Source organism: Shewanella sp. Pdp11 (assembly GCF_002838165.1).
In the GTDB taxonomy this organism is placed as follows: domain Bacteria; phylum Pseudomonadota; class Gammaproteobacteria; order Enterobacterales; family Shewanellaceae; genus Shewanella; species Shewanella hafniensis.
In genome coordinates this window covers 647,283-669,394 of the sequence record NZ_CP015194.1, presented here as the reverse complement: position 1 = coordinate 669,394, position 22,112 = coordinate 647,283, and the positions used below count along the sequence as shown (strand labels likewise).

The 22,112-nt window shown below is 43.5% G+C and carries 19 protein-coding genes; 10 read left to right on the top strand and 9 right to left on the bottom strand.

The genetic code is table 11. The features are described 5' to 3' along the window. Positions 1–45 precede the first annotated feature (45 nt). Together AYJ58_RS03120 and coaD are read right to left on the bottom strand one after the other, a co-directional pair. Positions 46–1,521, bottom strand: a complete 1,476-nt coding sequence (locus AYJ58_RS03120; protein ID WP_106648850.1) for a capsule assembly Wzi family protein — start codon at positions 1,519–1,521, stop codon at positions 46–48. Positions 1,522–1,611: 90 nt separating this feature from the next. Continuing rightward, positions 1,612–2,103, bottom strand: coding sequence for a pantetheine-phosphate adenylyltransferase (gene coaD / locus AYJ58_RS03115; RefSeq protein WP_106648848.1), 492 nt, complete (start codon positions 2,101–2,103; stop codon positions 1,612–1,614). A gap of 265 nt (positions 2,104–2,368) precedes the next feature. Here coaD and wecB point away from each other — a divergent pair, with 265 nt between their 5' ends. After that, positions 2,369–3,490, top strand: coding sequence for a non-hydrolyzing UDP-N-acetylglucosamine 2-epimerase (wecB, locus tag AYJ58_RS03110; RefSeq protein WP_106651733.1), 1,122 nt, complete (start codon positions 2,369–2,371; stop codon positions 3,488–3,490). Further along, positions 3,490–4,602, top strand: a complete 1,113-nt coding sequence (locus tag AYJ58_RS03105) for a glycosyltransferase family 4 protein (RefSeq protein WP_106648846.1) — start codon at positions 3,490–3,492, stop codon at positions 4,600–4,602. Before wecB ends, AYJ58_RS03105 begins: the two co-directional genes overlap by 1 nt. A gap of 46 nt (positions 4,603–4,648) precedes the next feature. Here AYJ58_RS03105 and AYJ58_RS03100 read toward each other — a convergent pair whose 3' ends face one another. Genes AYJ58_RS03100 through AYJ58_RS03085 form a run of 4 tightly spaced genes read right to left on the bottom strand, consistent with a single transcriptional unit; the run spans position 4,649 to position 8,616 of the window. Further along, positions 4,649–5,398 carry a glycosyltransferase family A protein gene (locus AYJ58_RS03100; protein WP_106648844.1) on the bottom strand — a complete coding sequence of 250 codons (750 nt, stop codon included), beginning with the start codon at positions 5,396–5,398 and terminating at the stop codon, positions 4,649–4,651. Between the two features lie 30 nt (positions 5,399–5,428). Beyond that, positions 5,429–6,421 carry a hypothetical protein gene (locus tag AYJ58_RS03095; protein ID WP_106648842.1) on the bottom strand — a complete coding sequence of 331 codons (993 nt, stop codon included), beginning with the start codon at positions 6,419–6,421 and terminating at the stop codon, positions 5,429–5,431. Between the two features lie 50 nt (positions 6,422–6,471). After that, positions 6,472–7,542, bottom strand: coding sequence for a hypothetical protein (locus AYJ58_RS03090; protein WP_106648839.1), 1,071 nt, complete (start codon positions 7,540–7,542; stop codon positions 6,472–6,474). A gap of 24 nt (positions 7,543–7,566) precedes the next feature. Beyond that, complete coding sequence (locus tag AYJ58_RS03085; protein ID WP_106648837.1) at positions 7,567–8,616, bottom strand: glycosyltransferase family 9 protein; 1,050 nt, start codon at positions 8,614–8,616, stop codon at positions 7,567–7,569. A gap of 98 nt (positions 8,617–8,714) precedes the next feature. Here AYJ58_RS03085 and AYJ58_RS03080 point away from each other — a divergent pair, with 98 nt between their 5' ends. Continuing rightward, positions 8,715–9,470 (top strand): 3-deoxy-D-manno-octulosonic acid kinase, encoded by a 756-nt coding sequence (locus tag AYJ58_RS03080; protein WP_106648835.1) that lies wholly within the window; start codon positions 8,715–8,717, stop codon positions 9,468–9,470. Positions 9,471–9,495: 25 nt separating this feature from the next. Here the strand turns inward: AYJ58_RS03080 and waaA are convergent, their stop codons facing one another. Further along, positions 9,496–10,761, bottom strand: coding sequence for a lipid IV(A) 3-deoxy-D-manno-octulosonic acid transferase (gene waaA, locus AYJ58_RS03075; protein ID WP_106648833.1), 1,266 nt, complete (start codon positions 10,759–10,761; stop codon positions 9,496–9,498). A 142-nt stretch (positions 10,762–10,903) separates the two neighbouring features. On the opposite strand from waaA, the gene AYJ58_RS03070 reads away from it, so the two are divergent. The 5 genes from AYJ58_RS03070 to glpG all read left to right on the top strand — a co-directional run bounded on the left by AYJ58_RS03070 (position 10,904) and on the right by glpG (position 15,381). Beyond that, on the top strand, positions 10,904–11,551 hold the full coding sequence (locus tag AYJ58_RS03070; protein WP_106648831.1) for a TetR/AcrR family transcriptional regulator: 648 nt from the start codon (positions 10,904–10,906) through the stop codon (positions 11,549–11,551). A 287-nt stretch (positions 11,552–11,838) separates the two neighbouring features. Beyond that, complete coding sequence (locus AYJ58_RS03065; protein ID WP_106648829.1) at positions 11,839–13,032, top strand: glycine C-acetyltransferase; 1,194 nt, start codon at positions 11,839–11,841, stop codon at positions 13,030–13,032. Between the two features lie 22 nt (positions 13,033–13,054). Then, positions 13,055–14,080 carry an L-threonine 3-dehydrogenase gene (gene tdh / locus AYJ58_RS03060; RefSeq protein ID WP_006079369.1) on the top strand — a complete coding sequence of 342 codons (1,026 nt, stop codon included), beginning with the start codon at positions 13,055–13,057 and terminating at the stop codon, positions 14,078–14,080. A gap of 153 nt (positions 14,081–14,233) precedes the next feature. Continuing rightward, positions 14,234–14,539: a thiosulfate sulfurtransferase GlpE gene (gene glpE / locus AYJ58_RS03055; protein ID WP_006084745.1), complete on the top strand. Its 306-nt coding sequence runs from the start codon at positions 14,234–14,236 to the stop codon at positions 14,537–14,539. Further along, positions 14,536–15,381, top strand: a complete 846-nt coding sequence (gene glpG / locus AYJ58_RS03050) for a rhomboid family intramembrane serine protease GlpG (RefSeq protein WP_106648827.1) — start codon at positions 14,536–14,538, stop codon at positions 15,379–15,381. The genes glpE and glpG overlap by 4 nt, the downstream gene beginning before the upstream one ends. Before the next feature lie 80 nt (positions 15,382–15,461). Here glpG and elbB read toward each other — a convergent pair whose 3' ends face one another. Beyond that, complete coding sequence (gene elbB / locus AYJ58_RS03045; RefSeq protein WP_106648825.1) at positions 15,462–16,124, bottom strand: isoprenoid biosynthesis glyoxalase ElbB; 663 nt, start codon at positions 16,122–16,124, stop codon at positions 15,462–15,464. 387 nt (positions 16,125–16,511) lie between these two features. On the opposite strand from elbB, the gene polA reads away from it, so the two are divergent. Beyond that, entirely contained in the window at positions 16,512–19,277 is a 2,766-nt protein-coding gene (gene polA / locus AYJ58_RS03040) for a DNA polymerase I (protein WP_106648823.1), read from the top strand. 1,191 nt (positions 19,278–20,468) lie between these two features. Here polA and yihA read toward each other — a convergent pair. Further along, positions 20,469–21,128, bottom strand: a complete 660-nt coding sequence (gene yihA / locus AYJ58_RS03035; protein WP_106648821.1) for a ribosome biogenesis GTP-binding protein YihA/YsxC — start codon at positions 21,126–21,128, stop codon at positions 20,469–20,471. A 168-nt stretch (positions 21,129–21,296) separates the two neighbouring features. Between yihA and AYJ58_RS03030 the strand changes: the two genes are divergently transcribed. Beyond that, entirely contained in the window at positions 21,297–21,920 is a 624-nt protein-coding gene (locus tag AYJ58_RS03030) for a c-type cytochrome (protein WP_106648819.1), read from the top strand. Positions 21,921–22,112: the final 192 nt, after the last annotated feature.

Sequence of the window (22,112 nt, the reverse complement as noted above, 5' to 3'; positions counted from 1 at the left end):
AAGTATTGGCTTGGCATTATTGTTGTCATTAGATGTAAGCTACGATTAGAAGCGATACTCAAAACTGCTAAAGAGCGTGGCATTAGTATCATTTTCTTGAACATCAAATTCCGATCTCGATACCGTGCCACCTAAGCTCCACATTCCCTTCCAAACGGGCATACGATAGGAAAGCTCAAGCATCAACAAATCTTCCTTCGGTGGTTGTGGCGCCCAAGTGCTCGCCACATTAGTGCCATCTTTATTCAACTTCGCATAACGCAATAAAGAGGTAAAACCTCGGCTGTTACTAAATTGGCCGACTAATCCCACCACAAACGTTTGAGCATCGCTATCATAGGTTGAGCCTAAAGCACGGCCATAATAACGAGAACCACTAAGATAGACAGGATCTTCATAGAAGCAATTGGCACTATCGCCATCACATTTTACATAGGTGTCTGAATATTCCATAAACAGCTTAAACTGCTTACCCGATGTGCCAAAATGGGTGTCAATTCCCCAAAGTGAGCCGCAGTCGCTGCCATTCTCACAACTATGTTCGAGATATAATCCCACAGGAATATCCTGCAAAGAACTGCTATAACGCATATCGATACTTTGGGTTCTATGACCTGCATCATGGCGATCTTCTTGCGCGCAATCACTTGTACCATCGAGGCAAACTGAGTTGCTGGCAACCGAATCCCACCAAGAGTTGAAGTTACAATCTTGGCCCTCTCCACAAAATAATGTAGACCACGACAGACCCACTTCTAGCTGCTTAATCGGTCTTGCACTTAAGCGCATATCCCACACAGCCGTTTTAGGCACAGCACGCTCGACTTCCGTTAAGCTAAATCCAGTTTTAAATATCCAAGGACCAATCCACGATAACCATGGCGTTTCAAAGGCTGCAGCATTATTGCGGCTCAGTGTTAGCGACTGCATAGGGCGAGCGTTATTAGAGCGGTGCAATGCAGAGTCAAATCCAGGCCCCCACCACTGTTCAACCGAACCTAAGGTCGCAATCCAATTACCGAAAATGATGGCAAAATATGACTCATCGAGGCGAAAATTTTTATTATCTTGTGGATCATAGGTTTCTGCCACAGTCGCCTTATAGGCAACACGCGATCCTAAATACTCGTAGGAGCCCAGCACTTCACCTTTCTCGCGATAATCGGAGCCATAGTGTTGAAAACGAGCAGGATCGGTCGCGCCCGAGACTTTAACCCTCGCATTGCCGCGATTATCGACAGCATTTTGATAGTAAAAGTTAACCCGAGCAAAGGCTTGCACTAAACTAGGAGAAAGCAATTCAGGCTCTACTTTTGCTAAATCGCTGCCAATTCCTGACCACATTAAGGGATAAGTATTCACAGGAACAGTGATCACACCCGCATCGGCCAACGCTTGAATATCGGCTCGAAGATAAATGTCAGAAGCATCAACCCAAGGGGCAGCGGCAAGCATTGAAGAAAAAAATAGGCCAGAGGCAATGCTAGTAGCAAGGATCGTGGGGGTTAAAAAAGCCTTCATAACATCCTTTTAAGTATCATCGCGAGGCCACAATGCCTCAAAGTTAACACAAAACGCCTACGTAAAAACCATCAGGTACGCGGGTAAAATCTAAGGTTTAGCCAGCTTAAGCTTTGCTGCTAATGCTATCGCCACTTCTGAGTGAACAAATTGGCTCACATCGCCACCATGCAAAGCGACTTCCTTTACTAAGGTTGAGGAGATAAAGGAATTTTCCTCGGCAGGCGTTAAAAACACGCTTTCCAGATCTGGGCTCAATCGACGATTCATATTTGCTAGCTGGAATTCATATTCAAAGTCAGATACCGCACGTAAGCCACGCACTAGCACACTGGCTTTTTGTTCCTTGGCAAAATCCACTAACAGGCCAGAAAATCCCACCACCTCGACATTATCCAAATGAGCGGTGACACGATTTACCAGTTCAACCCGCTCTTCCAAGGTGAATCTTGGCTGCTTGGAAGGATTGGCTGCAATACCAATAATCACATGCTTAAACAGCTTAGCCGCTCGCTCAATCAAATCGGCATGACCATTGGTAATGGGATCAAACGTCCCAGGATAAATCGCTCTTGTGTGCATATAATTTACAAAAAACGTTTAAGCTACGGTATATAAAAGTCTATCACCCGCTTATACCGCTAAGCAAAATATCTTTCATATACTGAACGGAGCACTAGATATAGTCCCGATGGCATTTAATCCTACTCGGTATGCCATAGCCAAAAGACAGCCTAAAAGGTAGAATACTGACTCGAAAATTGTGATATGGCAGCTGTTAATTAATGAATCAATAGCACACCGAAACAATGACTACTTTCTGACCTTAACTTGGGTAGGTTTTATTGTGAAAATTCTCCTCGTATTTGGCACTCGACCTGAAGCAATAAAAATGTGTCCTTTGGCAAAAATGCTAGCCAATGACCCTCAATTAGATGTCAAAATTTGTGTCACAGCACAACATCGCCATATGCTTGACCAAGTGCTAAGTATTTTCGAATTGACCCCTGACTACGATTTAAATCTGATGAAGCCAAATCAAACCTTAGAATGGTTGACTGGCGCAATCGTTGAGGGTGTCGGGAAGGTCATTAAAGAATTTCAACCTCAACTGGTTTTAGTTCATGGGGATACTACCACTTCATTTTCTGCGGCTTTGGCGGCATTTTATCAAAAAGTTGATGTCGGTCATGTTGAAGCTGGTTTGCGTACAGGTGATATAACTTCACCTTGGCCAGAAGAAGCTAATCGAAAATTAACAGCTGTATTATCGTCATTGCATTTTGCACCAACCCCTTCCTCAGCTGAAAATTTAAAAAATGAAGGTTATCTTCCTGAAAGTATCTATGTTACGGGAAATACTGTAATTGATGCTTTATTTCAAACATTATCTATAACGAAGAAAGGCGATTTCCCACACTCTGATGAATTAAAAGACTTGCTAAATATATTAGACGGAAAAAAAGTTATTTTAATTACTGGGCATCGTAGGGAGAATTTTGGTGTTGGATTCGAAAATATTTGTACCGCACTAAAAACAATTGCATTAGAGAACAAAGATTGGGAGTTAGTTTATCCTGTACATTTAAACCCTAAAGTACAAGAACCAGTTTTCAAACACTTAGGTGGGTTAGATAATTTCCATCTTATTGATCCTTTGGATTATCAGTCTTTTGTAACATTAATGGATCGAGCTGATATTATTCTCACTGATTCAGGCGGAATACAGGAAGAAGCTCCATCCTTAAAAAAACCAGTGCTTGTTTTACGTGATAAAACCGAAAGACCTGAAGCTGTTTCTGCAGGAACGGTTAGACTTGTAGGAACTGATGTTGATAAAATAGTATCTGAAGTTAATATTTTGATAAAAAACCAAAAGGCTTTTGGTGATACAGTTAACCCTTATGGTGATGGGCATACGTGCCAAAGAATACTTAATATTATCAAACTTCATTATCAGGTAAAATAATGTCAAATATTTATATAATCTATCGCTCTATGTATAATTCGGAAAGGGCATTAACAACTATAGGCGGTATAGAAAATTACATTATTAGTTTAGCTGAAGTTTTATCTCGAAATGGGTGGGATTGTCATCTAGTACAACCCGCAAAAGATTCATTTTCTATAAAAACTGAACATATGAATGTTCATGGAATAAATACAGGATGCTTTCGTGGCAATCTAAAGAAGTATGCTCTTGCAAAATGGGTTAAAAAAAATGCAAATAAAAAGACTGATATTATAATTTATGCAACAGACTCATATTCGGTTAATTTGAAAGGTTATAAACAAATAGCTATTCAACATGGTATCTCTTGGGATAAACCAAGGAAAAATAAAAATGCCGTTATTCAATTTCTATCTTCGCTATTAAATCAATGTAAATATCTATCGTACATAAACAATAATTCAACATTAGTGTGCGTAGATCATAATTTTATAAATTGGTATCGTACTTGGTTTAATGTTAGCAGCAAGAATGTAAAAGTAATATATAATTTCTATACCGAAAGAGTTAATCAATCTGATTTTGATAAAAAATGGAGTGATGACCGTGTAATTAAAATAATTATTGCTCGTCGCTTTGTTGACTATCGTGGGATTGCATTGATTGCTCCAATTATAAGCAAACTATCAAATCAATATAGAATAGAAGTCAATTTTGCAGGTGATGGCCCTCTAAAACCATACTTAGAATCATTATTTTCTAGTCATTCTAACGTTAAAATAACTAAATATGGTCCATCTGAAAGTTTCAAAATACATAAAGAGCATCACATAGCTATCATTCCGACTTTAGGTTCTGAAGGTACATCTCTCTCAATGATTGAGGCTATGGCTGCAGGTTGTATGGTAATCAGTTCTAATATCGGCGGACTATCTAATCTCATTATTAATGAATACAATGGTTTATTAGTCATGCCTAATTCACAAGAAATGGAACAGGCACTTTTTACTGCACTAGATGATTTTGATTTCTGCAAAAAACTCGCACAAAATGGTTTAAACTCGATCGCTTATCCATGTAGCAAAGAAAAGTGGGGAAAAGATTGGATAGATTTAATGAATAAACAATAACACATATCAAAACCAGAGTTAGAAAAAAACAACTCTGGTTATCAAATTAATTTTTTAGTGTTTTATGTATCTTAGATTTAAATTTTCTAAATGCGACATTAAGATCTTTTCGCCATTTAGCTATATTGGGTTTGTAACGAATACCTCGATGATAACCTATATGTCTAACACTGCCTTTAGGGAAAATTGCAGCAATAAATCCTAATTCATAGTATTTATTGCCTGTACCGCCTTCGCTCGAATATTGTGCAATTGGAGCAATCAACTGATAATCGGCTAAACGCCTTAAACCCGGATTTAAAGTAAAACCATGCCAATAGACACCATGAAGTAAGTCATTTGTATGCATTATTTGATACTTTAACGACTCATCGGTAGGACAAGTATATAACTCAGACAACACCGAATGCCCATTAGTATCACTTGTCTCACGCAGCCAAACGGTTACAACTTTATCATCTGAAAGCAACACTTTCAGCGAATTTTCAACAAACCCTGTACGATAAAACTCCCAATCATCCTCACAATGAAAAATATATTCAGAAGTCACTAATGAATAAGCTTTATCAATACTTTTCATTTGTCCTAACTGAGGTTCATTATGAACCAGAGTAAATTCTATTCCTTTAAACTTACTTAGTGTGTTTTCAAGTTTTTCACGATTGTGACTATCTTCTATAACAATATATTGTGATATGGGATAAGTATTATACTTTAAAAAACTTTCAATTGTTTTTTCAAGTAAATCAAAACGATTACAACTCGTGATAACCAGTGAAACTGTGCGATTACTCATAACTATTCCTCACAATAGGTCCATCATAAATCAAAACCTCTCCAACCGTTTCATAACGCATTCATCTAAATCAATACCATTTAAATCCTGAAAAAGCTGGTGTAAGCGAGCAATTCTTAATGGTGGATTTCTTTTAAATAATACATAAATGATAGCATTGACTGTTTTTCGTGTTCGTAACCAATACTCAATAACGTTATGATGTTTGCGTAGATTATTTATAGAATCCTCGCTAATAAAGTCATCTAAACTAACAACATCTGAATTTGAAGCATATTGCTGCATAATCTCATCACGCTTTTGGGGCTCCAAATTTAAAAATCCATAACCATTTTTCAAATGCTTTAGATGAAAATATATTATCCCCATATATTTTTTTTCAATTTTTCTACCAACAAATCTAAATGCCTCAACATTTTTTTCTTGTGAGAAGTAGATATCTGAAGAAACAGGAAAGTACATATGATCCCCAGTACCAACTAGAGGTTCTCTTTTATAAACCCCTAATTTAGCATTCGTATCTAAAGCTAAATTCACACCGGAGAATGTATATATTTTATTAACACCCAACAACATATCACGTCTAATTTCCGTTATTACTGGAGTCAGATTTTTGTCGATAGCAACATGATCATCGTCTAATTTTGTTGCTATTTTATAGCTAGCTTTTGAAAGAGCATAATTATAAAAATTTGCCAAACTATGAACATTATCTGTTACACAGCTATTATGTTCATCTGAAAAAATAGGATGTACTTTAGGCAAATATTCAAAAATCTTTATTTTTTCAGGGTATTTCTCTTTTAATTCATTTAATATTTCAGCAGTGTTATCTGTACAATCATTATAACAGGCAACAATCTCATCATAATAAAGTAAATGAGACTCAATACTAAGCCTTAAAAATTCTGCACCATTTTTTATACGAAGAATGGCACTTATACCTGGTAATCTTGGTTTATCCAAACTAGTCAAATCGACGATAAAGTCACAATAATCACACACATTTTCATTAACACTCATAACTTGAGAGCCTCTAAATTCTTTAAAAAGAATAAATTTAAGATTTTCCCTTACAACTTAATCCACTGTTCTAACTGCTTTATCACAAGCTCAAGTCCATCCAATTTAGAATCTTTATTTAAACTTGTTGCCAATCGCATAATACCATCGGAAGATAATAACTGCTTAATATTACCATTAAGCGTATCAAGCTCAATCTCACAGCCAAAAGCAACATTTGCAGATATACATTTTTCAATCCTTGGCGGCTGATCCTTAGATACAGGAACAGCCAAGGTCGGTTTGTGCAGCGCTATCGCTTGTAATAAAGTATCTCCACCGCTCAATACGGCAGCCTTAGCCGCGGCCAAAATATTAATAAATTGCTGATTATTCAATTGAGGAATAACAACTACCCCCTCAAGCTCAGGCAGAGGATTTGGATAATTAGGGCCAAAAACCATGACACTTGTTATGCCAGATGCTTTATAGCTTTCATGAGCGGCCTGAGCAAAAATATCTGCGGCTAATTCGCCATTTACCTTGTGCCCACCAGAACCCGCATTAAATAATACAAACTCATTTTGCGTTAGCTGATATTGCGCTAATAATGCCGCTTGAGTGCTTGCATCGGGTTGAGTAAAGACTGGACCTATATTCAAAGGCGCGGGTTTATTAATGAGTTTCAGCTTCAGGCGATCTAACCAACTGATAGGACCGATCACAAATTCTGGTTGCACGACCCAATGACAATCCGTCACTAAAGCGCGGCCAATTTTCATTCCACGGCTACGCTTACGCTTGTGCTGGCTGAGAAATATGACCTTAGCGCCGAGTTTATGGGCATGGACTAACTGTGATTTACGCCCAGAAGCATCGAACAATACTATATCGGGCAGGTAATCAGACATGATTTGATTCACCGCTTTGACTTGTTTAGTCGGCGTATCTTTGAGTAATTCAGCAGGATAAGGGCATTGAGCTGCATAGGGTGCTTGTTCACTTAAAATAAACTTGATCTCGGCATTCGGCCAAGTTCTTTTCACCTCATCGGCAATGATCATTGAGCGCATATACTCACCTATGCCCTCTGCCGATGAGACTGGGATAAACAAGAACTTAGGGGCTTTTTGAGGAGCCATAATTAACCTTTAATCCAAATAAATTTATTCTGAAGTTTTAGTGTCATGCGCCACCTCATCAAACTTCTCAATCACAGCTTCAACACTAATCAATGACATTAGATGCTCGCCTTTAGCGCGAGTTCCCCACGTAATTTGTCCACTATGCTGCAACCTCATGGCCTCATCATAGGCACTCACCACATATTGCGGAGATAGATAAGGACCTGTGCGCCCAGGATTTGAATGGGCATATAAACCAATGACTGGCGTGCCTTGGGTCACCGCCATATGCGCAGGACCGGTATCTGGCGCTAACACTAAACTGGCGCGTTTTAGCAGTGCTAAGAGTTGAGTCAGACTGGTTTTGCCCACTAAATTATCGATTTTAGAAGGACAAGCCTGCAAAATTTGCTCGGCTAAATCCTTCTCAAGTTGAGTTGGACCACCGCACAGCATGACTCTAAATCCTTGCGCAATCGCATGGCTCGCGACGGCGGCATAACGCTCTGGTAACCAGTTACGTTCAGCCTTACTGGCTGCGGCGCAAATGATAAAGACTTTTTCATTGTCTTTAATCTGCGTCTGGGCAAATTCAGTATCCGCAATTGGCACAGGAATATGCCATTGAGGAGTAAGATCCTTAACGCCAATAGCCTTAGCGAATCCCATAAACCCTTCGAGCACATGGGGCTTGGCCAAGGGCTCCACCCTGTGATTTGTCACTAGCCACTGACCTTCTTTAGCGCGGGCACGATCAAAACCTATGCGCACCTTTGCCGAAATGGCTAATGAAGCCAAAGTGGCACGTAGCGCAACCTGCATATGCAGCAGCACGTCAAAACGTCGGCCTTTTAAGGCCTTACGCAAATTAAAATAGCTGCGCCATCCTTGAGATTTATCGAAAATAACAAACTCAATGCCGGGTAAATGCTTCAACAATTGATATTCGAGTTTACCGATCACCCATGTGATTTTGAGCTCGGGGTATTGCCGCTGAATCGCCTGCACCATTGCCACGGCATGACAGACGTCACCGATAGCGGATAAGCGCAGCAAACAAAGAGAATTCATGGTATTGGGATTTAAACTCATTGGGATTGAAGCTAAAAGCTCTTAAGGTTATTTGGCGCAAGCTAAGGATCTTAATGTAGAATGGCCCTAGGTGCCACGCTTAAGTCAACAAATCTCCGATGAATGCTCAGATACAGCTCATAAAAACCGCCCGAGGTCACATGGCAGTTTGCCAAGATACGCCAACAGATATCGATCCCGCGTGGTTCTCGGTGGATTTTTGGCGGGCTAAAAATGCTGTCGTAGGTTCATCCAAAGGCCGCTACACCACTTGGTTTGTGGCATTTGAGCACAGTCATTGGGTATTGCGTCATTATTGGCGTGGCGGCTTAATGGAGAAATTCAGCAAAGACGCTTACGTTTATACTGGCCTCGAAAATACCCGCGCCATGGGTGAGTTACGCTTATTAGACATTTTGTATCGCGAAGATTTTGCTGTACCTAAACCGATTGCCGCCAACATAGTGCGCGATGGATTATTTTACCGCGCCGATATCATTATCGAACGGGTCGAAGGTGCCGAAGATTTAGTCGCTAAACTCAGCAAAGGGATAATGAGCACTGAGCAATGGCAAGCATTAGGGGCTTGCATCGCCCAATTCCATCAGCGTGGTGTGTACCACGCCGACCTCAATGCCAAGAATATTCTGTTCCAGCCCGCGCAAACTGAACCCATAACGCCAGAACGGTTTTATCTTATCGATTTCGACCGCGGCGAGTTAAAAACACCGAGCCCGCAATGGCAGCAATCAAATCTAGACAGACTGTTACGTTCCTTCAATAAAGAACAAGCCAAGCTACCAAACCTTGCCTTCACCGCTGATAACTGGTCATCACTGATGCAGGGCTATCAAGCGGCGATGCAAAGCGCCTGAACCACTAAAAAATTATCTTTTTGAATTAATAGGTTATTAAAGACTTCGCGAGAAGAAATTGTCGTTGCAAGGCACCACGATTAGCCTCAACCACAGCCAATCCCGCGTTCACCGCCTGCAGGCGTAACTCAGGTTTAGCAAAATACTCAATCAAGTTAGCGGCAAGTTCATCCGCCGAAGTGACAACCCTTAACCCACCAGCATCCGCCAACATCTGCGTAATTTGGGCAAAGTCCCAATGGTTCGGCCCCACCATAACAGGCACGCCCATAGCGACTGGCTCCAAGGGATTATGGCCACCATTATTGATCAGCGTACCACCGACAAAAGCTTGGTCCGCCGCGCCGTAAAAAGTCAGAAGTTCACCCATGGTATCGCCGACCAGCACTTGAGTCGTTGCCGTCACAGGAAGATTACTGCTGCGACGAATTAATTCAAAACCTTGGCTGGCAACAACCTCAGCAACGGCAGAAAACTGCTCAGGATGACGCGGCGCAATAATCATCAAGGCATCGGGCCACTGAGCCAATAATTGCCTATGGGCAGTGAGCATGGCGTTAAATTCTCCAGGATGCACACTGCCAGCAACCCAAATCGGCGAGGTTTCACGCCCCCAAGCCTGACGCAACTGCTTGGCATTAGCTAAACGCTCAGGCGTAATACTGAGATCAAATTTCAAGCTACCGCATACTGTCACTCTGTCCGGCGATACTCCTAACTCGATAAAACGTTGCGCTTCTACTTGAGTCTGCACCGCAATAACATCGAGTCGTTGCAACATAGGTCGACTGAGTTTAGGGCGCTTAGCATATTGCGCCGCCGACTTGGCCGACAGGCGTGCATTAGCCAACATCAAGCGCACACCGCGTTTAGCAGCAACAGCAACTAAGTTAGGCCACAGTTCGGTTTCCATAATGATGCAAGATTTAGGTGAGACTTGGCGCAAGAAACGCCGCACGCACCAAGGTAAGTCAAAGGGCAAATAACAATGTTGCACTGAGTCACCAAAGGCTTTGCGCACCTGCGCAGATCCTGTTGGACTGGTTGTGGTAACCGTAATACTTAGCTCAGGGTGTGATTGCATAATCAAACGGATCAAAGGGATTGCCGCGAGCGTTTCCCCCATAGACACAGAATGGATCAGTAAATCCGTCGATTTTAGTTGGGTTAATCCAAAACGCTCCCCCCAACGACCACGGTAATCGGGACTTTTGATAGCACGAAATGCTAAATAGACGATTAGCAAAGGGGATAATAAATATAAGATCGTGGAATAGAGAAAACGATTCATTAAAAACGTGCTTATGAGTTTTGCCTGATGAATGGCGGCAATGTTAGCATATGCACCAAATTAGGGATAATTTACCAGCAGTATGGCGGTCGTTGGTTAACTCTATCTATGATGTGGCGTTCACTAGCAATTTGGATAACTTATGAAAACCCGCGACAAAATAATCTATGCCAGTCTTGAACTGTTCAACGAGCATGGTGAAAGAAACATCACCACCAATCACATTGCCGCTCACTTAAATATGAGTCCCGGGAATCTTTATTACCATTTTCGCAATAAAGAAGACATTATCCGCTGCATTTTCAGCTTATATGAGAATCATCTCGAATCGGGTTTCCAACCCTATGAAGATAAGCAAGTGGATGTGGAACTGTTAATCGGCTACTTCGATGCCATGTTCTATACCCTGTGGCAATTCCGCTTCATGTACGCCAACCTTGCGGATATTCTCGCCCGCGATGAAGAGCTAAAAAAACGCTATTTGCATGCACAGCAACAAGTCTTAACGCGTTCGAGCCACGTGCTGCATAAACTTAAGCAAGATGGCTTTTTACACTTAGAGAGCGACAAAATCACGCCACTGGCAGATACCATCAAGATGATCGTCAGCTTTTGGATTGGTTACCAACTCACGCAATCCAGCACATCGACCATCACTAAAGCGACACTTTATGAAGGCGTATTAAGGGTGCTGATGATTTTCAAAGCCTATGCAACCCCGACATCCGTCGCAACGTTTACTCGCCTAGAGCAACATTACCACGCGCTAGCGAGTCAAGAATCCCTCTAGCATCATCCCAAACACCTTTGTTGGGAACTCGCATTCGGAACTAAGCTCAAAGCAATTATAGTACTGAGTGCGAGCCCGTTTTTCGCTCTACATCTCTTAAAAGAAGACTCAGCCAAACAGTGGCAAACTTATGTTGCACATTAGTTTTTATAATGTAAAACCCACTTTAGCCCTAAACTCGTTTATCTTGCGAACCTGCATGAAAAAAAGGCTGTAGGCCGATTAGGTTTAGAGTTAGAATGCCGCCACTCCCAAAATCAGAATAAAGTTAACTAAGGAGATATCAGGTGGCCTCTACCTCATTCTACGCACAGATTAATCAACAGCTTGCAGACATCAAAGCCGAAGGCTTATATAAAAGCGAGCGTGTTATTGCCTCACCGCAACAGACTGCCATTCAAGTTAATCAGCAAGAAGTTGTTAACTTTTGCGCGAATAATTACTTAGGCTTAGCGAATCACCCTGAGCTAATCAAAGCCGCCCAACAGGGCTTAGACAGCCACGGCTTTGGTATGGCGTCAGTGCGCTTTATTTGCGGTACCCAAGATATCCATAAAAAGCTAGAAGCTAGCCTGAGTGAATTCCTCGGCACTGAAGACACCATTCTTTATTCTTCATGTTTTGATGCTAACGCCGGTTTATTCGAAACCTTGTTAGATGCAGAAGACGCGATTATTTCCGATGCGCTAAACCATGCTTCTATCATCGACGGTGTACGTTTATGTAAAGCCAAGCGTTTCCGCTATGCCAACAACGACATGGCCGATTTAGAAACTCAGTTGATCGCCGCGAAAGAAGCAGGCGCCCGTAATATCTTGATCGCCACCGACGGCGTATTTTCGATGGACGGCGTGATTGCTAATCTGCAAGGCGTATGTGATTTAGCCGATAAATACGGCGCACTGGTGATGGTCGATGACTCTCACGCGGTAGGCTTTATCGGCGCAAACGGCCGTGGCACCCACGAATATTGCAATGTGATGGACAGAGTCGACATCATCACAGGCACCTTAGGCAAAGCACTCGGCGGCGCATCGGGCGGTTTCACTTCGGGTAAAAAAGAAGTTATCGACTGGTTACGCCAGCGTTCACGCCCTTACCTGTTCTCTAACTCATTAGCGCCGTCAATCGTGACTGCATCTATCCATGTATTAGAAATGCTCAAATCAGGCCAAGCCCTGCGCGAAGCCGTATGGGAAAACAGCCGTTATTTCCGTGAGCAAATGTCAGCAGCTGGCTTTACCTTAGGTGGCGCCGACCACGCGATTATCCCAGTGATGATTGGCGATGCGAAACTAGCAGGCGACTTTGCTAACCGCTTATTAGCAGAACATATTTATGTTATTGGCTTCTCGTTCCCAGTAGTTCCTAAGGGACAAGCCCGTATCCGTACGCAAATGTCAGCGGCACATACCCGTGAGCAACTCGACAAAGCGATTACCGCCTTTACCCGTATTGCCAAAGAAATGGGCATTATTTAACCCCTATTTAGGACTTGAGACAATGAAAGCACTAAGCAAGTTAAAAGCCGAAAAAGGTATTTGGTTAGTCGATGCGCCTAAGCCAGTAATGGGCCACAACGATCTGCTGATCAAAATTAAAAAAACGGCGATTTGTGGCACCGACATGCACATCTACAACTGGGACGAATGGTCGCAAAAAACCATTCCCGTTCCTATGGTTGTTGGCCATGAATATGTAGGTGAAGTGGTTGATATCGGCCAAGAAGTTCGCGGTTTTAAGATTGGCGACCGCGTATCAGGCGAAGGCCATATCACCTGCGGCCACTGCCGTAACTGCCGCGCTGGCCGCACCCATTTATGCCGCAACACCTCTGGTGTCGGTGTAAACCGTGAAGGTTCATTCGCGGAATACTTAGTGATCCCTGCCTTTAACGCCTTTAAAATCCCTGATGACATCAGCGATGATTTAGCCTCAATCTTCGACCCATTCGGTAACGCCGTTCACACAGCGTTGTCCTTCGATTTAGTCGGCGAAGACGTGTTGATCACAGGCGCAGGCCCCATCGGCATTATGGCTGCGGCCGTATGTCGTCACGTAGGTGCGCGCCATGTGGTGATCACCGACGTCAACGAATACCGCTTAGAGCTGGCCCGTAAAATGGGTGCCACTCGCGCAGTCAATGTGTCTAAAGAAAGCCTGAAAGACGTGATGAAGGAACTGGGCATGACCGAAGGTTTTGACGTCGGTTTAGAAATGTCTGGCGTACCATCGGCCTTCCACGCCATGTTAGATACCATGAACCACGGCGGCAAAGTCGCTATGCTGGGTATTCCTGGTGGCGAAATGGCGATTGATTGGAGCAAAGTGATCTTCAAAGGTTTGGTCATTAAAGGCATCTACGGCCGCGAAATGTTCGAAACTTGGTACAAGATGGCGAGCCTCATCCAATCTGGCTTAGATATTTCGCCTATCATCACTCACCACTTCAAGATTGATGATTTCCAACAAGGTTTCGACGCTATGGGCTCGGGCCAATCAGGTAAAGTAATCCTCAGCTGGGATTAATCCTGCAGAGCATTACTTATACCCAAACGACCTGAAGATGCAGGATTCGTATCTTCAGATAGCTTGGGTATCGATGGGGCTGTACACTCGCAGCCCCTTGTTGCACACTTATCCCATCTTGATTTCCATCCCTTAGCTTTGTCAGGTTTTATTATGTCTTCCTTTAAACACTTAAGCGTTAATCAATTGCTGCAAATGACCGAAGCACAGCCAGTGCAAATCGTCGATATCCGCGATGGCAATAGCTTCACCAACGGCCATATTGCAGGTGCAACTAACCTGAATAACGAAAACCTCGCGCAATTTATTAGCCAAGCCGATATGGATAGCCCACTGGTGGTGGTTTGTTACCACGGCATGAGCAGCCAAAATGCGGCGCAATATTTATGCGAACAAGGTTTTGATGACGTTTACAGTCTAGACGGCGGCTATAGCGCTTGGCATGAGGCGAATGCATGATAGAAATTGGCCGACTCCCCAACAGTAGAGCCGCGCAGGCATTTGTCGATTACCTCAAAGGTGAACACATTGACTGCCAAATTGAGCCGCTGGTGCAAGGTGTCGCCATTCTCGTCATCCATGACAAAGATGTGGAGCAAGCACGTAAAGAGTTTGCCCATTTCATGGCTCATCCCTACGACAGTAAATATCTACAAGCCTCGTGGGAACACGGCGATACCCAAACTAAGATAGATTACGGCGCGCCTTCACTACAGTTGATTACCCAATTCATTACCGGCGCAGGCCCAGTCACACTCATCATATTTGCAGTTTGTGTACTCATTTTTGCAGCGATGAACTTAGGGTTCGCCAACCAAACCTACGCAGCACTGTCCTATTTTGGCGCGGTACCAAATTCAGAGTTCAGCCAGTTCTGGCGTGTTTTTACCCCGAGCCTGCTGCATTTTTCAGCCATGCACGTCATTTTTAACTTGCTCTGGTGGTGGTATTTAGGCGGTAAAATCGAAACCCGTATCGGCACAGCGCCATTGCTAATCTTGCTGTTTGTGGCGGGCACACTGCCAAACGTCATCCAATATTATGTCGGTGGGCCGAACTTCGGCGGGCTGTCTGGCGTTGTGTATGCCGTGGTGGGCTACACTTGGATCATGGGGATACGTAAACCTGTGGCAGGTATAGGCTTACCGCCATCATATATGGCCTTTATGATGATTTGGTTGGCATTGGGATTCACGGATATTCTAGGGGTTGCCGTTGCGAACGGTGCCCACATTGGTGGCTTACTCATAGGGTTAGCCCAAGGTTTATTCGATAGCCGCAAGTCCTCGAGCTCAATCTAATTCCGTGAACCAAGATAAATCCTGAAGAACGCATGGGGATTTATCTTGGTTCAATGACGCGCTCTTACACTTCTACAAACCTAACGCGCGTCAGTCATCTCCAGTACCTTAGCAACCAGCTTCTCGATGCCTGAATGCGCTTCAGCAATACTTCCAGCCAACATATATGCGGGAGTGCTGACAATTCGATTCGCTTCATCTACGACGATCTCATGCACAGTCGCGACTTGATGCTCTCCACCCATCAAATTGAACGCCGCAACAGTATCGCTATCATTACCAATAGTGCCTTTTACGCCATGGGGATATAAACGCGGGATCATCATAGGTGCGATACAGATAAAGCCAACGGGCTTTTTCGCCAGAATGAACTCATTGATAAAATCAGTCACCAGCGGATCCACTTCACACTCGCTGCCGTTCGTCGCAAAATTACACAGATTTTTCGCCGCCCCAAAACCACCGGGAATGATCAAGGCATCAAATTCGGCGATAGCTAATTCTGTGGTCGATTTGACTTCGCCACGGGCAATGCGCGCCGACTCCACCAGCACATTACGACTTGCTGTCGCATCGACCTCGCCAGTGAGGTGATCGACCACATGCATCAGTTTGATATCGGGTGCAAAACATTGGTAGTGAGCACCCCCTTTGGATAAGCATAAAAGCGTTAAAACCGATTCATGGATCTCTGTTCCATCGAAAACACCGCACCCACTCAGTAACACTGCGACTTTTTTCATTAAAAATATCCTTCTTATGTCATTAAGTTTTAACAAACTACAAACAAACTAGTTGATCTGATTAAAAATCGTGCTAACTTAATTCGTCGAATCTGACGGGTGCCGAAAATTAAGCCAATCCTTAGATGTATTTTACGGAGTCAATAAAAAATCCACAAATTGGGAAGATTTTTTAAGAAACAGTATTAAACTCACACAAATCTTTTATAAATATAAAAAACAACAACTTAAAAATATCGCACTAAGCCGTAATCATCGCCATTATTCTCAGTTGACTTTTTCACTCACAGACTTATCCACAGGCTGGAAGTCATTTTGCCGTGGCTGAAATAGCGCTTATGTGGCATGCTTAGCGCCATCTAAGTCATCGATAAACGAAAAATACTTATGCCAACCGTCGCTAAAAACCCACTTGTGCTTGTGGATGGATCTTCTTATTTATATCGCGCTTATTATGCGCCTCCTCACCTGACAAACTCAAAGGGCGAAGCAACCGGTGCCGTTTATGGCGTAGTGAATATGTTACGCAGCTTGCTGACTCGCTATCAGCCAAGCCATATCGCAGTCGTGTTCGATGCCAAGGGCAAAACCTTCCGCAATGACATGTACAGCGAATACAAAGCACAGCGCCCACCTATGCCTGATGACCTACGTTCGCAAATCGAACCTCTACATCGCATTATTCGTGCACTGGGTTTACCACTGATTTCGATTTCCGGCGTCGAAGCCGATGACGTGATCGGCACTATTGCTCGCCAAGCCAGTTTAGAAAACCGTGCAGTGCTTATCAGCACTGGCGATAAAGACATGGCGCAGTTAGTCGATGAGAACGTCACGCTCATCAACACCATGACAGACACCATAATGGGCCCAGAAGAAGTCGCGATTAAATTTGGTGTTGGTCCAGACCGTATCATAGATTTGCTCGCGCTGATGGGCGACAAGGCCGACAACATTCCCGGCTTACCCGGCGTTGGTGAGAAAACAGCGCTCGCTATGCTCACAGGAGCCGGCAGCGTGAGTAACTTATTAGCTGAACCCGAAAAAGTCGCCGAGCTCGGCTTTAGAGGTTCTAAAACCATGGCGGCGAAGATCATTGAAAATGCCGACATGCTCAAGCTTTCTTACGAACTCGCCACCATCAAAACCGATGTCGAACTTGAGCAAGACTGGCACGAACTCACCATCAAGCCCGCGGACAAAGATGAACTGATCAAATGCTACGGCGAGATGGAATTTAAGCGTTGGTTAGCCGAAGTCTTAGATAACAAAATCACTGCAAATACCTCAATTGATGCGGCATCCGAGACACAAGAAGACTCAACTCCAGTCGAAGCGATTGCAACGCAGTACGACTGCATTCTCACGGAAGCCGAATTAGACGCTTGGATTGCTAAGCTTAAGCAAGCCGACTTGATGGCGGTAGACACTGAAACCACCAGCTTAGATTACATGGTGGCAGAATTAGTCGGGATATCTTTCGCCGTTGAGGCAGGAAAAGCCGCTTATCTGCCTTTGACCCATGATTATGTTGGCGCACCGACTCAAATCGATAAAACCGTCGCGCTAGAAAAACTGCGTCCACTGCTTGAAGATCCAAAACTTAAGAAAGTCGGTCAAAATCTTAAGTACGACATCAGTATCTTAGCCAATGCAGGCATCAAATTGCAGGGCGTCGCTTTCGACACTATGCTCGAATCCTATGTCTTCAACTCAGTAGCTTCGCGCCATGATATGGATGGCTTAGCCCTCAAGTACTTAGGCCATAAGAATATCAGCTTTGAAGAAATCGCCGGTAAAGGTGCAAAACAGCTGACCTTCAACCAAATTCCACTGGAAACGGCTGCGCCTTATGCGGCCGAAGATGCCGACATCACCCTGCGTTTACACCAACATTTGTGGCCAAGACTTGAAAAAGAAGCGGAACTGGCCGCTATGTTTACCGAAGTCGAATTGCCGCTGATCCAAGTATTGTCGGATATTGAACGCCAAGGGGTATTAATCGACAGCATGTTACTCGGCCAACAAAGCGACGAGCTGGCGCGTAAAATCGATACCTTAGAAGAAAAAGCCTACGACATTGCCGGTGAGAAATTTAACCTTGGCTCGCCTAAGCAACTGCAAGTACTGTTTTTTGAAAAGCTAGGTTACCCGATCACCAAAAAGACCCCCAAGGGCGCACCATCGACCGCGGAAGAAGTGTTGGTCGAATTGGCGTTAGATTTCCCTCTGCCAAAGGTGATCCTCGAACATCGCAGCCTATCTAAATTAAAGAGCACTTATACAGATAAACTGCCACTGATGGTTAACGCTAAAACGGGTCGCGTACACACTAGCTATCATCAAGCTAATGCTGCGACGGGGCGCTTATCATCGAGCGAGCCTAACCTGCAAAATATTCCTATCCGCACCGAGGAAGGCCGTCGCATACGCCAAGCCTTCATCGCCCCCGCAGGTCGTAAAATTTTGGCCGCCGACTACTCACAAATCGAACTGCGGATCATGGCGCATTTATCCCAAGATGCCGGCTTACTCAAAGCCTTCGCCGAGGGCAAAGACATTCACAGAGCTACGGCTGCCGAAGTGTTTGGCACTGACTTTGATGAAGTAACCACAGAACAGCGTCGCCGCGCCAAAGCGGTTAACTTCGGCTTAATTTACGGCATGTCAGCCTTTGGTTTAGCACGCCAGCTCGATATCCCGCGCCATGAAGCACAAACCTATATCGACACCTACTTTGCCCGTTATCCAGGCGTATTACGTTATATGGAAGAAACGCGTGCGGGTGCTGCTGACTTAGGTTACGTATCGACTCTGTTTGGTCGTCGTCTCTACTTACCCGAAATCCGTGATCGTTACGCGATGCGCCGCCAAGGTGCTGAACGTGCTGCGATTAACGCGCCAATGCAAGGCACGGCTGCCGACATCATCAAAAAGGCCATGATCAATATTGCCCAGTGGATCAAGACAGAAACCCAAGGCGAAATCACTATGATCATGCAGGTTCACGATGAATTGGTGTTTGAAGTCGATGCGGATAAAGCTGAAGCGCTTAAAAAGACAATCTGCACTTTAATGGCACAAGCCGCCGATCTCGATGTTGAACTACTTGCCGAAGCGGGCATTGGTAATAACTGGGATGAAGCCCACTAACCTTAGTGACATCAAAACCAACACTATCAATATGATTTAAAGTAAATAAAGCTAACCTGAATTCAATATCTTGAGCTCAGGTTAGCTCTCTCCCGTCTTAATCATCTCTAAGCACATCAATACTGAGTCCCTTTCATCACTGTGCGAAAATTATCTTTTCACAATACAAATCAGATCCTTAAGTTAGGCAAAACTGCATCGGCAGCACAATGTATGACTCTCAACGAAGCAATCTCGACTCCGCACGTATTAGACCATCAAGTTCGGCGCAACTTAACAGACGACACAAACCATGACTCACAACTAAACATTCCTTACCCCCACAAACACTAGAGCCTTAAGTACGATGCAACTTCATCGGCAGCAACATGCATAACTCACTACCAAACAATCTTTACCTGATTCATTTAGCAGTAGAGCTCATCGATACACTGCCGCAGCAGATGGAGACTCAAGGGTGTGATTACACGAATCTAAACGGCGTTAAAGCCAGCCATATATGCTCAAAAGTGTCATAACGGTTGTTCTCTCACGCGTACACTAAAACATTAAGCCGGATTTAGAGTAAAAACATTAAATCTCAAATATTGATCTCTTTTGTATATAAATTTCGGATTACCCCTCTAAATCAGCCGATTAAGCATTTTTAATGAAATTTTAAGATCAATTTAAGATGCTTTTTCACTCACAACCTGAGATCAAGCGCACATAATTACCTCTTTTTTGAAAAAACTGTTTTCCATTTAAAGATAAATGGAGTAATATTCTCTGCGTAGGGTACAGAGGTTAAGATGTTCTATCTTTCAGACCTTTATTTCACTTATAGTGATGAGCCAAATTCTGGCGCCTCAGCAACTTGTTTGCTGAGGCTTTTTTTTGCTCTTTTTTCAAACTTAAAGTAAATTTTAGAGTATTTACTTTAATAAAAAGTAAATTGGCTGTATGCTAGTTTCATTGAGAACCATTGAAGCTAATTTGGTGGTGCTTGAGTCTTGTTGAATTTAGCTTCTCCCCAAAAGAGCTAATATTTTTGGCCGGTGACACTGTCATCGGCTATTTTTTTGCTTAAAATTGACAAAAAGTTAATAGGGATAAAAGCTTAACAAGAGGGAAAGATAAGGAAAATTACAGTAAGAACAGAGAGGCGGCATACACAGTCAAACTCGACCATGTACGCCAAAACAGGCAATATTATTCAGCGTTGTTCACCGCATCTAACTCATCGGTCAACCATTGCGGATGACACCATTCATTTAGAATAGCCAGCACTTTAGGCTTACCGGTTCCTTTGAGCGATGAGAAAGGCTCAACTTGTACCCAGTCACCAAACTCACTCAACGCCAGACGCACTTCATTTACGGTTTTCATCTTAGCGCTTTGAGCTAATTTGTCTGACTTGGTCAGCAAAGCTAACACAGGGATTTCACTGGCAACCGCCCACTCGATCATCTGCATATCGAGATCTTTTAGTGGATGACGTATATCCATCAAGACAACCACGCCACTTAAACAAGCGCGTTTTTGCAAATATTCACCTAATGCCTGCTGCCATTTATTTTTCAACGCAAGCGGGACTTGTGCAAAACCATAGCCAGGTAAGTCAACTAAACGACGCTGAGCATCTAACTCAAATACGTTAATTAATTGAGTTCGACCTGGGGTTTTACTGGTTCTTGCTAAACTTTTTTGCTCAGTTAATGCATTGAGTGCACTAGACTTTCCAGCATTAGAGCGGCCAGCAAATGCAATCTCAACTCCAACATCGCCGGGCAGATATTGATCCAAATGTGCAATGTCAGGTGCACTGATTAAAAACTTTGCCCTACGAAAATCTATACGAGATTCAGTCACTATTTACTCCGAAATTTTTCTACGCAATACCATAATTTATGAAGAATTACTTACTTTTCCACGTTTTCGTGTAAAATATTACTCCGATCACATTAATCATATTTTACCACGCTTGCGGGTCACCCTAGTAAGCTCAGGATAATAATCTTAACCAGAAGTTGGAACGCCATGAAAAAGCTAGCTCTTGCGCTGTCTGTTGTAATTGCCGCCATATCTTCACCTGCGATTGCTGAAGGTAATGCTGAAGCGGGAAAAACGAAAATCATTGTCTGTTCAGCCTGCCATGGTATGGACGGTAACAGTATGATCGATATGTACCCTAAACTTGCGGGCCAACACGCCACTTACCTCCAAAAGCAACTACATGATTTCCGTAGTGCAGCACAAACTGGCGGTAAAGATGGTCGTATGGATCCTATCATGAGTGGCATGGCAATGCCTCTAAGCGATCAGGATATTCTAGACATTACTGCATATTTTTCTAGCCAAGCAATCCAAGTGGCTGAAGCAAAAGATATCCCTGAGTTAGGCGCTAAACTTTACAAAGGTGGTGATGTTTCCCGTGGCATTACCGCTTGTATGGCATGTCATGGCCCAGATGGTAAAGGCGCTGAACTTGCAGGCTTCCCAACACTGGCTGGCCAACACGCCAACTACATTAAGATCCAGCTGACAAAATTTCGTGAAGCGGGTCGTCATAATGACCTGAACGGCATGATGCAAGATGTGGCTAAAAAGCTAAGTGACAGCGATATCGATGCGCTATCTAAGTACCTTTCTAGCCTGAAGTAATCTTAGTCAGTTAAGAAAAGGGTGTATTGTCACCCTTTTTTTACACCACCAAGTTTACGTGAACGTAAACTGCATAAGATTCATGCTTGACATAGATCACAGATTTCGGTTTAATAAGCCCCGTACCGAGATAAACCCATCTGTTTGTACAAAAAGATTAATAATAACTTGCAGGTTTCGGTATAATTAACA

Coding starts and splice junctions, on each gene's coding strand:
- AYJ58_RS03120 (WP_106648850.1), bottom strand. CDS start 1,521: ATGAAGGCTTTTTTAACCCCCACGATCCTTGCTACTAGCATTGCCTCT.
- coaD (WP_106648848.1), bottom strand. CDS start 2,103: ATGCACACAAGAGCGATTTATCCTGGGACGTTTGATCCCATTACCAAT.
- AYJ58_RS03105 (WP_106648846.1), top strand. CDS start 3,490: ATGTCAAATATTTATATAATCTATCGCTCTATGTATAATTCGGAAAGG.
- AYJ58_RS03100 (WP_106648844.1), bottom strand. CDS start 5,398: ATGAGTAATCGCACAGTTTCACTGGTTATCACGAGTTGTAATCGTTTT.
- AYJ58_RS03095 (WP_106648842.1), bottom strand. CDS start 6,421: ATGAGTGTTAATGAAAATGTGTGTGATTATTGTGACTTTATCGTCGAT.
- AYJ58_RS03090 (WP_106648839.1), bottom strand. CDS start 7,542: ATGGCTCCTCAAAAAGCCCCTAAGTTCTTGTTTATCCCAGTCTCATCG.
- AYJ58_RS03085 (WP_106648837.1), bottom strand. CDS start 8,616: ATGAGTTTAAATCCCAATACCATGAATTCTCTTTGTTTGCTGCGCTTA.
- AYJ58_RS03080 (WP_106648835.1), top strand. CDS start 8,715: ATGAATGCTCAGATACAGCTCATAAAAACCGCCCGAGGTCACATGGCA.
- waaA (WP_106648833.1), bottom strand. CDS start 10,761: ATGAATCGTTTTCTCTATTCCACGATCTTATATTTATTATCCCCTTTG.
- AYJ58_RS03070 (WP_106648831.1), top strand. CDS start 10,904: ATGAAAACCCGCGACAAAATAATCTATGCCAGTCTTGAACTGTTCAAC.
- tdh (WP_006079369.1), top strand. CDS start 13,055: ATGAAAGCACTAAGCAAGTTAAAAGCCGAAAAAGGTATTTGGTTAGTC.
- glpE (WP_006084745.1), top strand. CDS start 14,234: ATGTCTTCCTTTAAACACTTAAGCGTTAATCAATTGCTGCAAATGACC.
- glpG (WP_106648827.1), top strand. CDS start 14,536: ATGATAGAAATTGGCCGACTCCCCAACAGTAGAGCCGCGCAGGCATTT.
- elbB (WP_106648825.1), bottom strand. CDS start 16,124: ATGAAAAAAGTCGCAGTGTTACTGAGTGGGTGCGGTGTTTTCGATGGA.
- polA (WP_106648823.1), top strand. CDS start 16,512: ATGCCAACCGTCGCTAAAAACCCACTTGTGCTTGTGGATGGATCTTCT.
- AYJ58_RS03030 (WP_106648819.1), top strand. CDS start 21,297: ATGAAAAAGCTAGCTCTTGCGCTGTCTGTTGTAATTGCCGCCATATCT.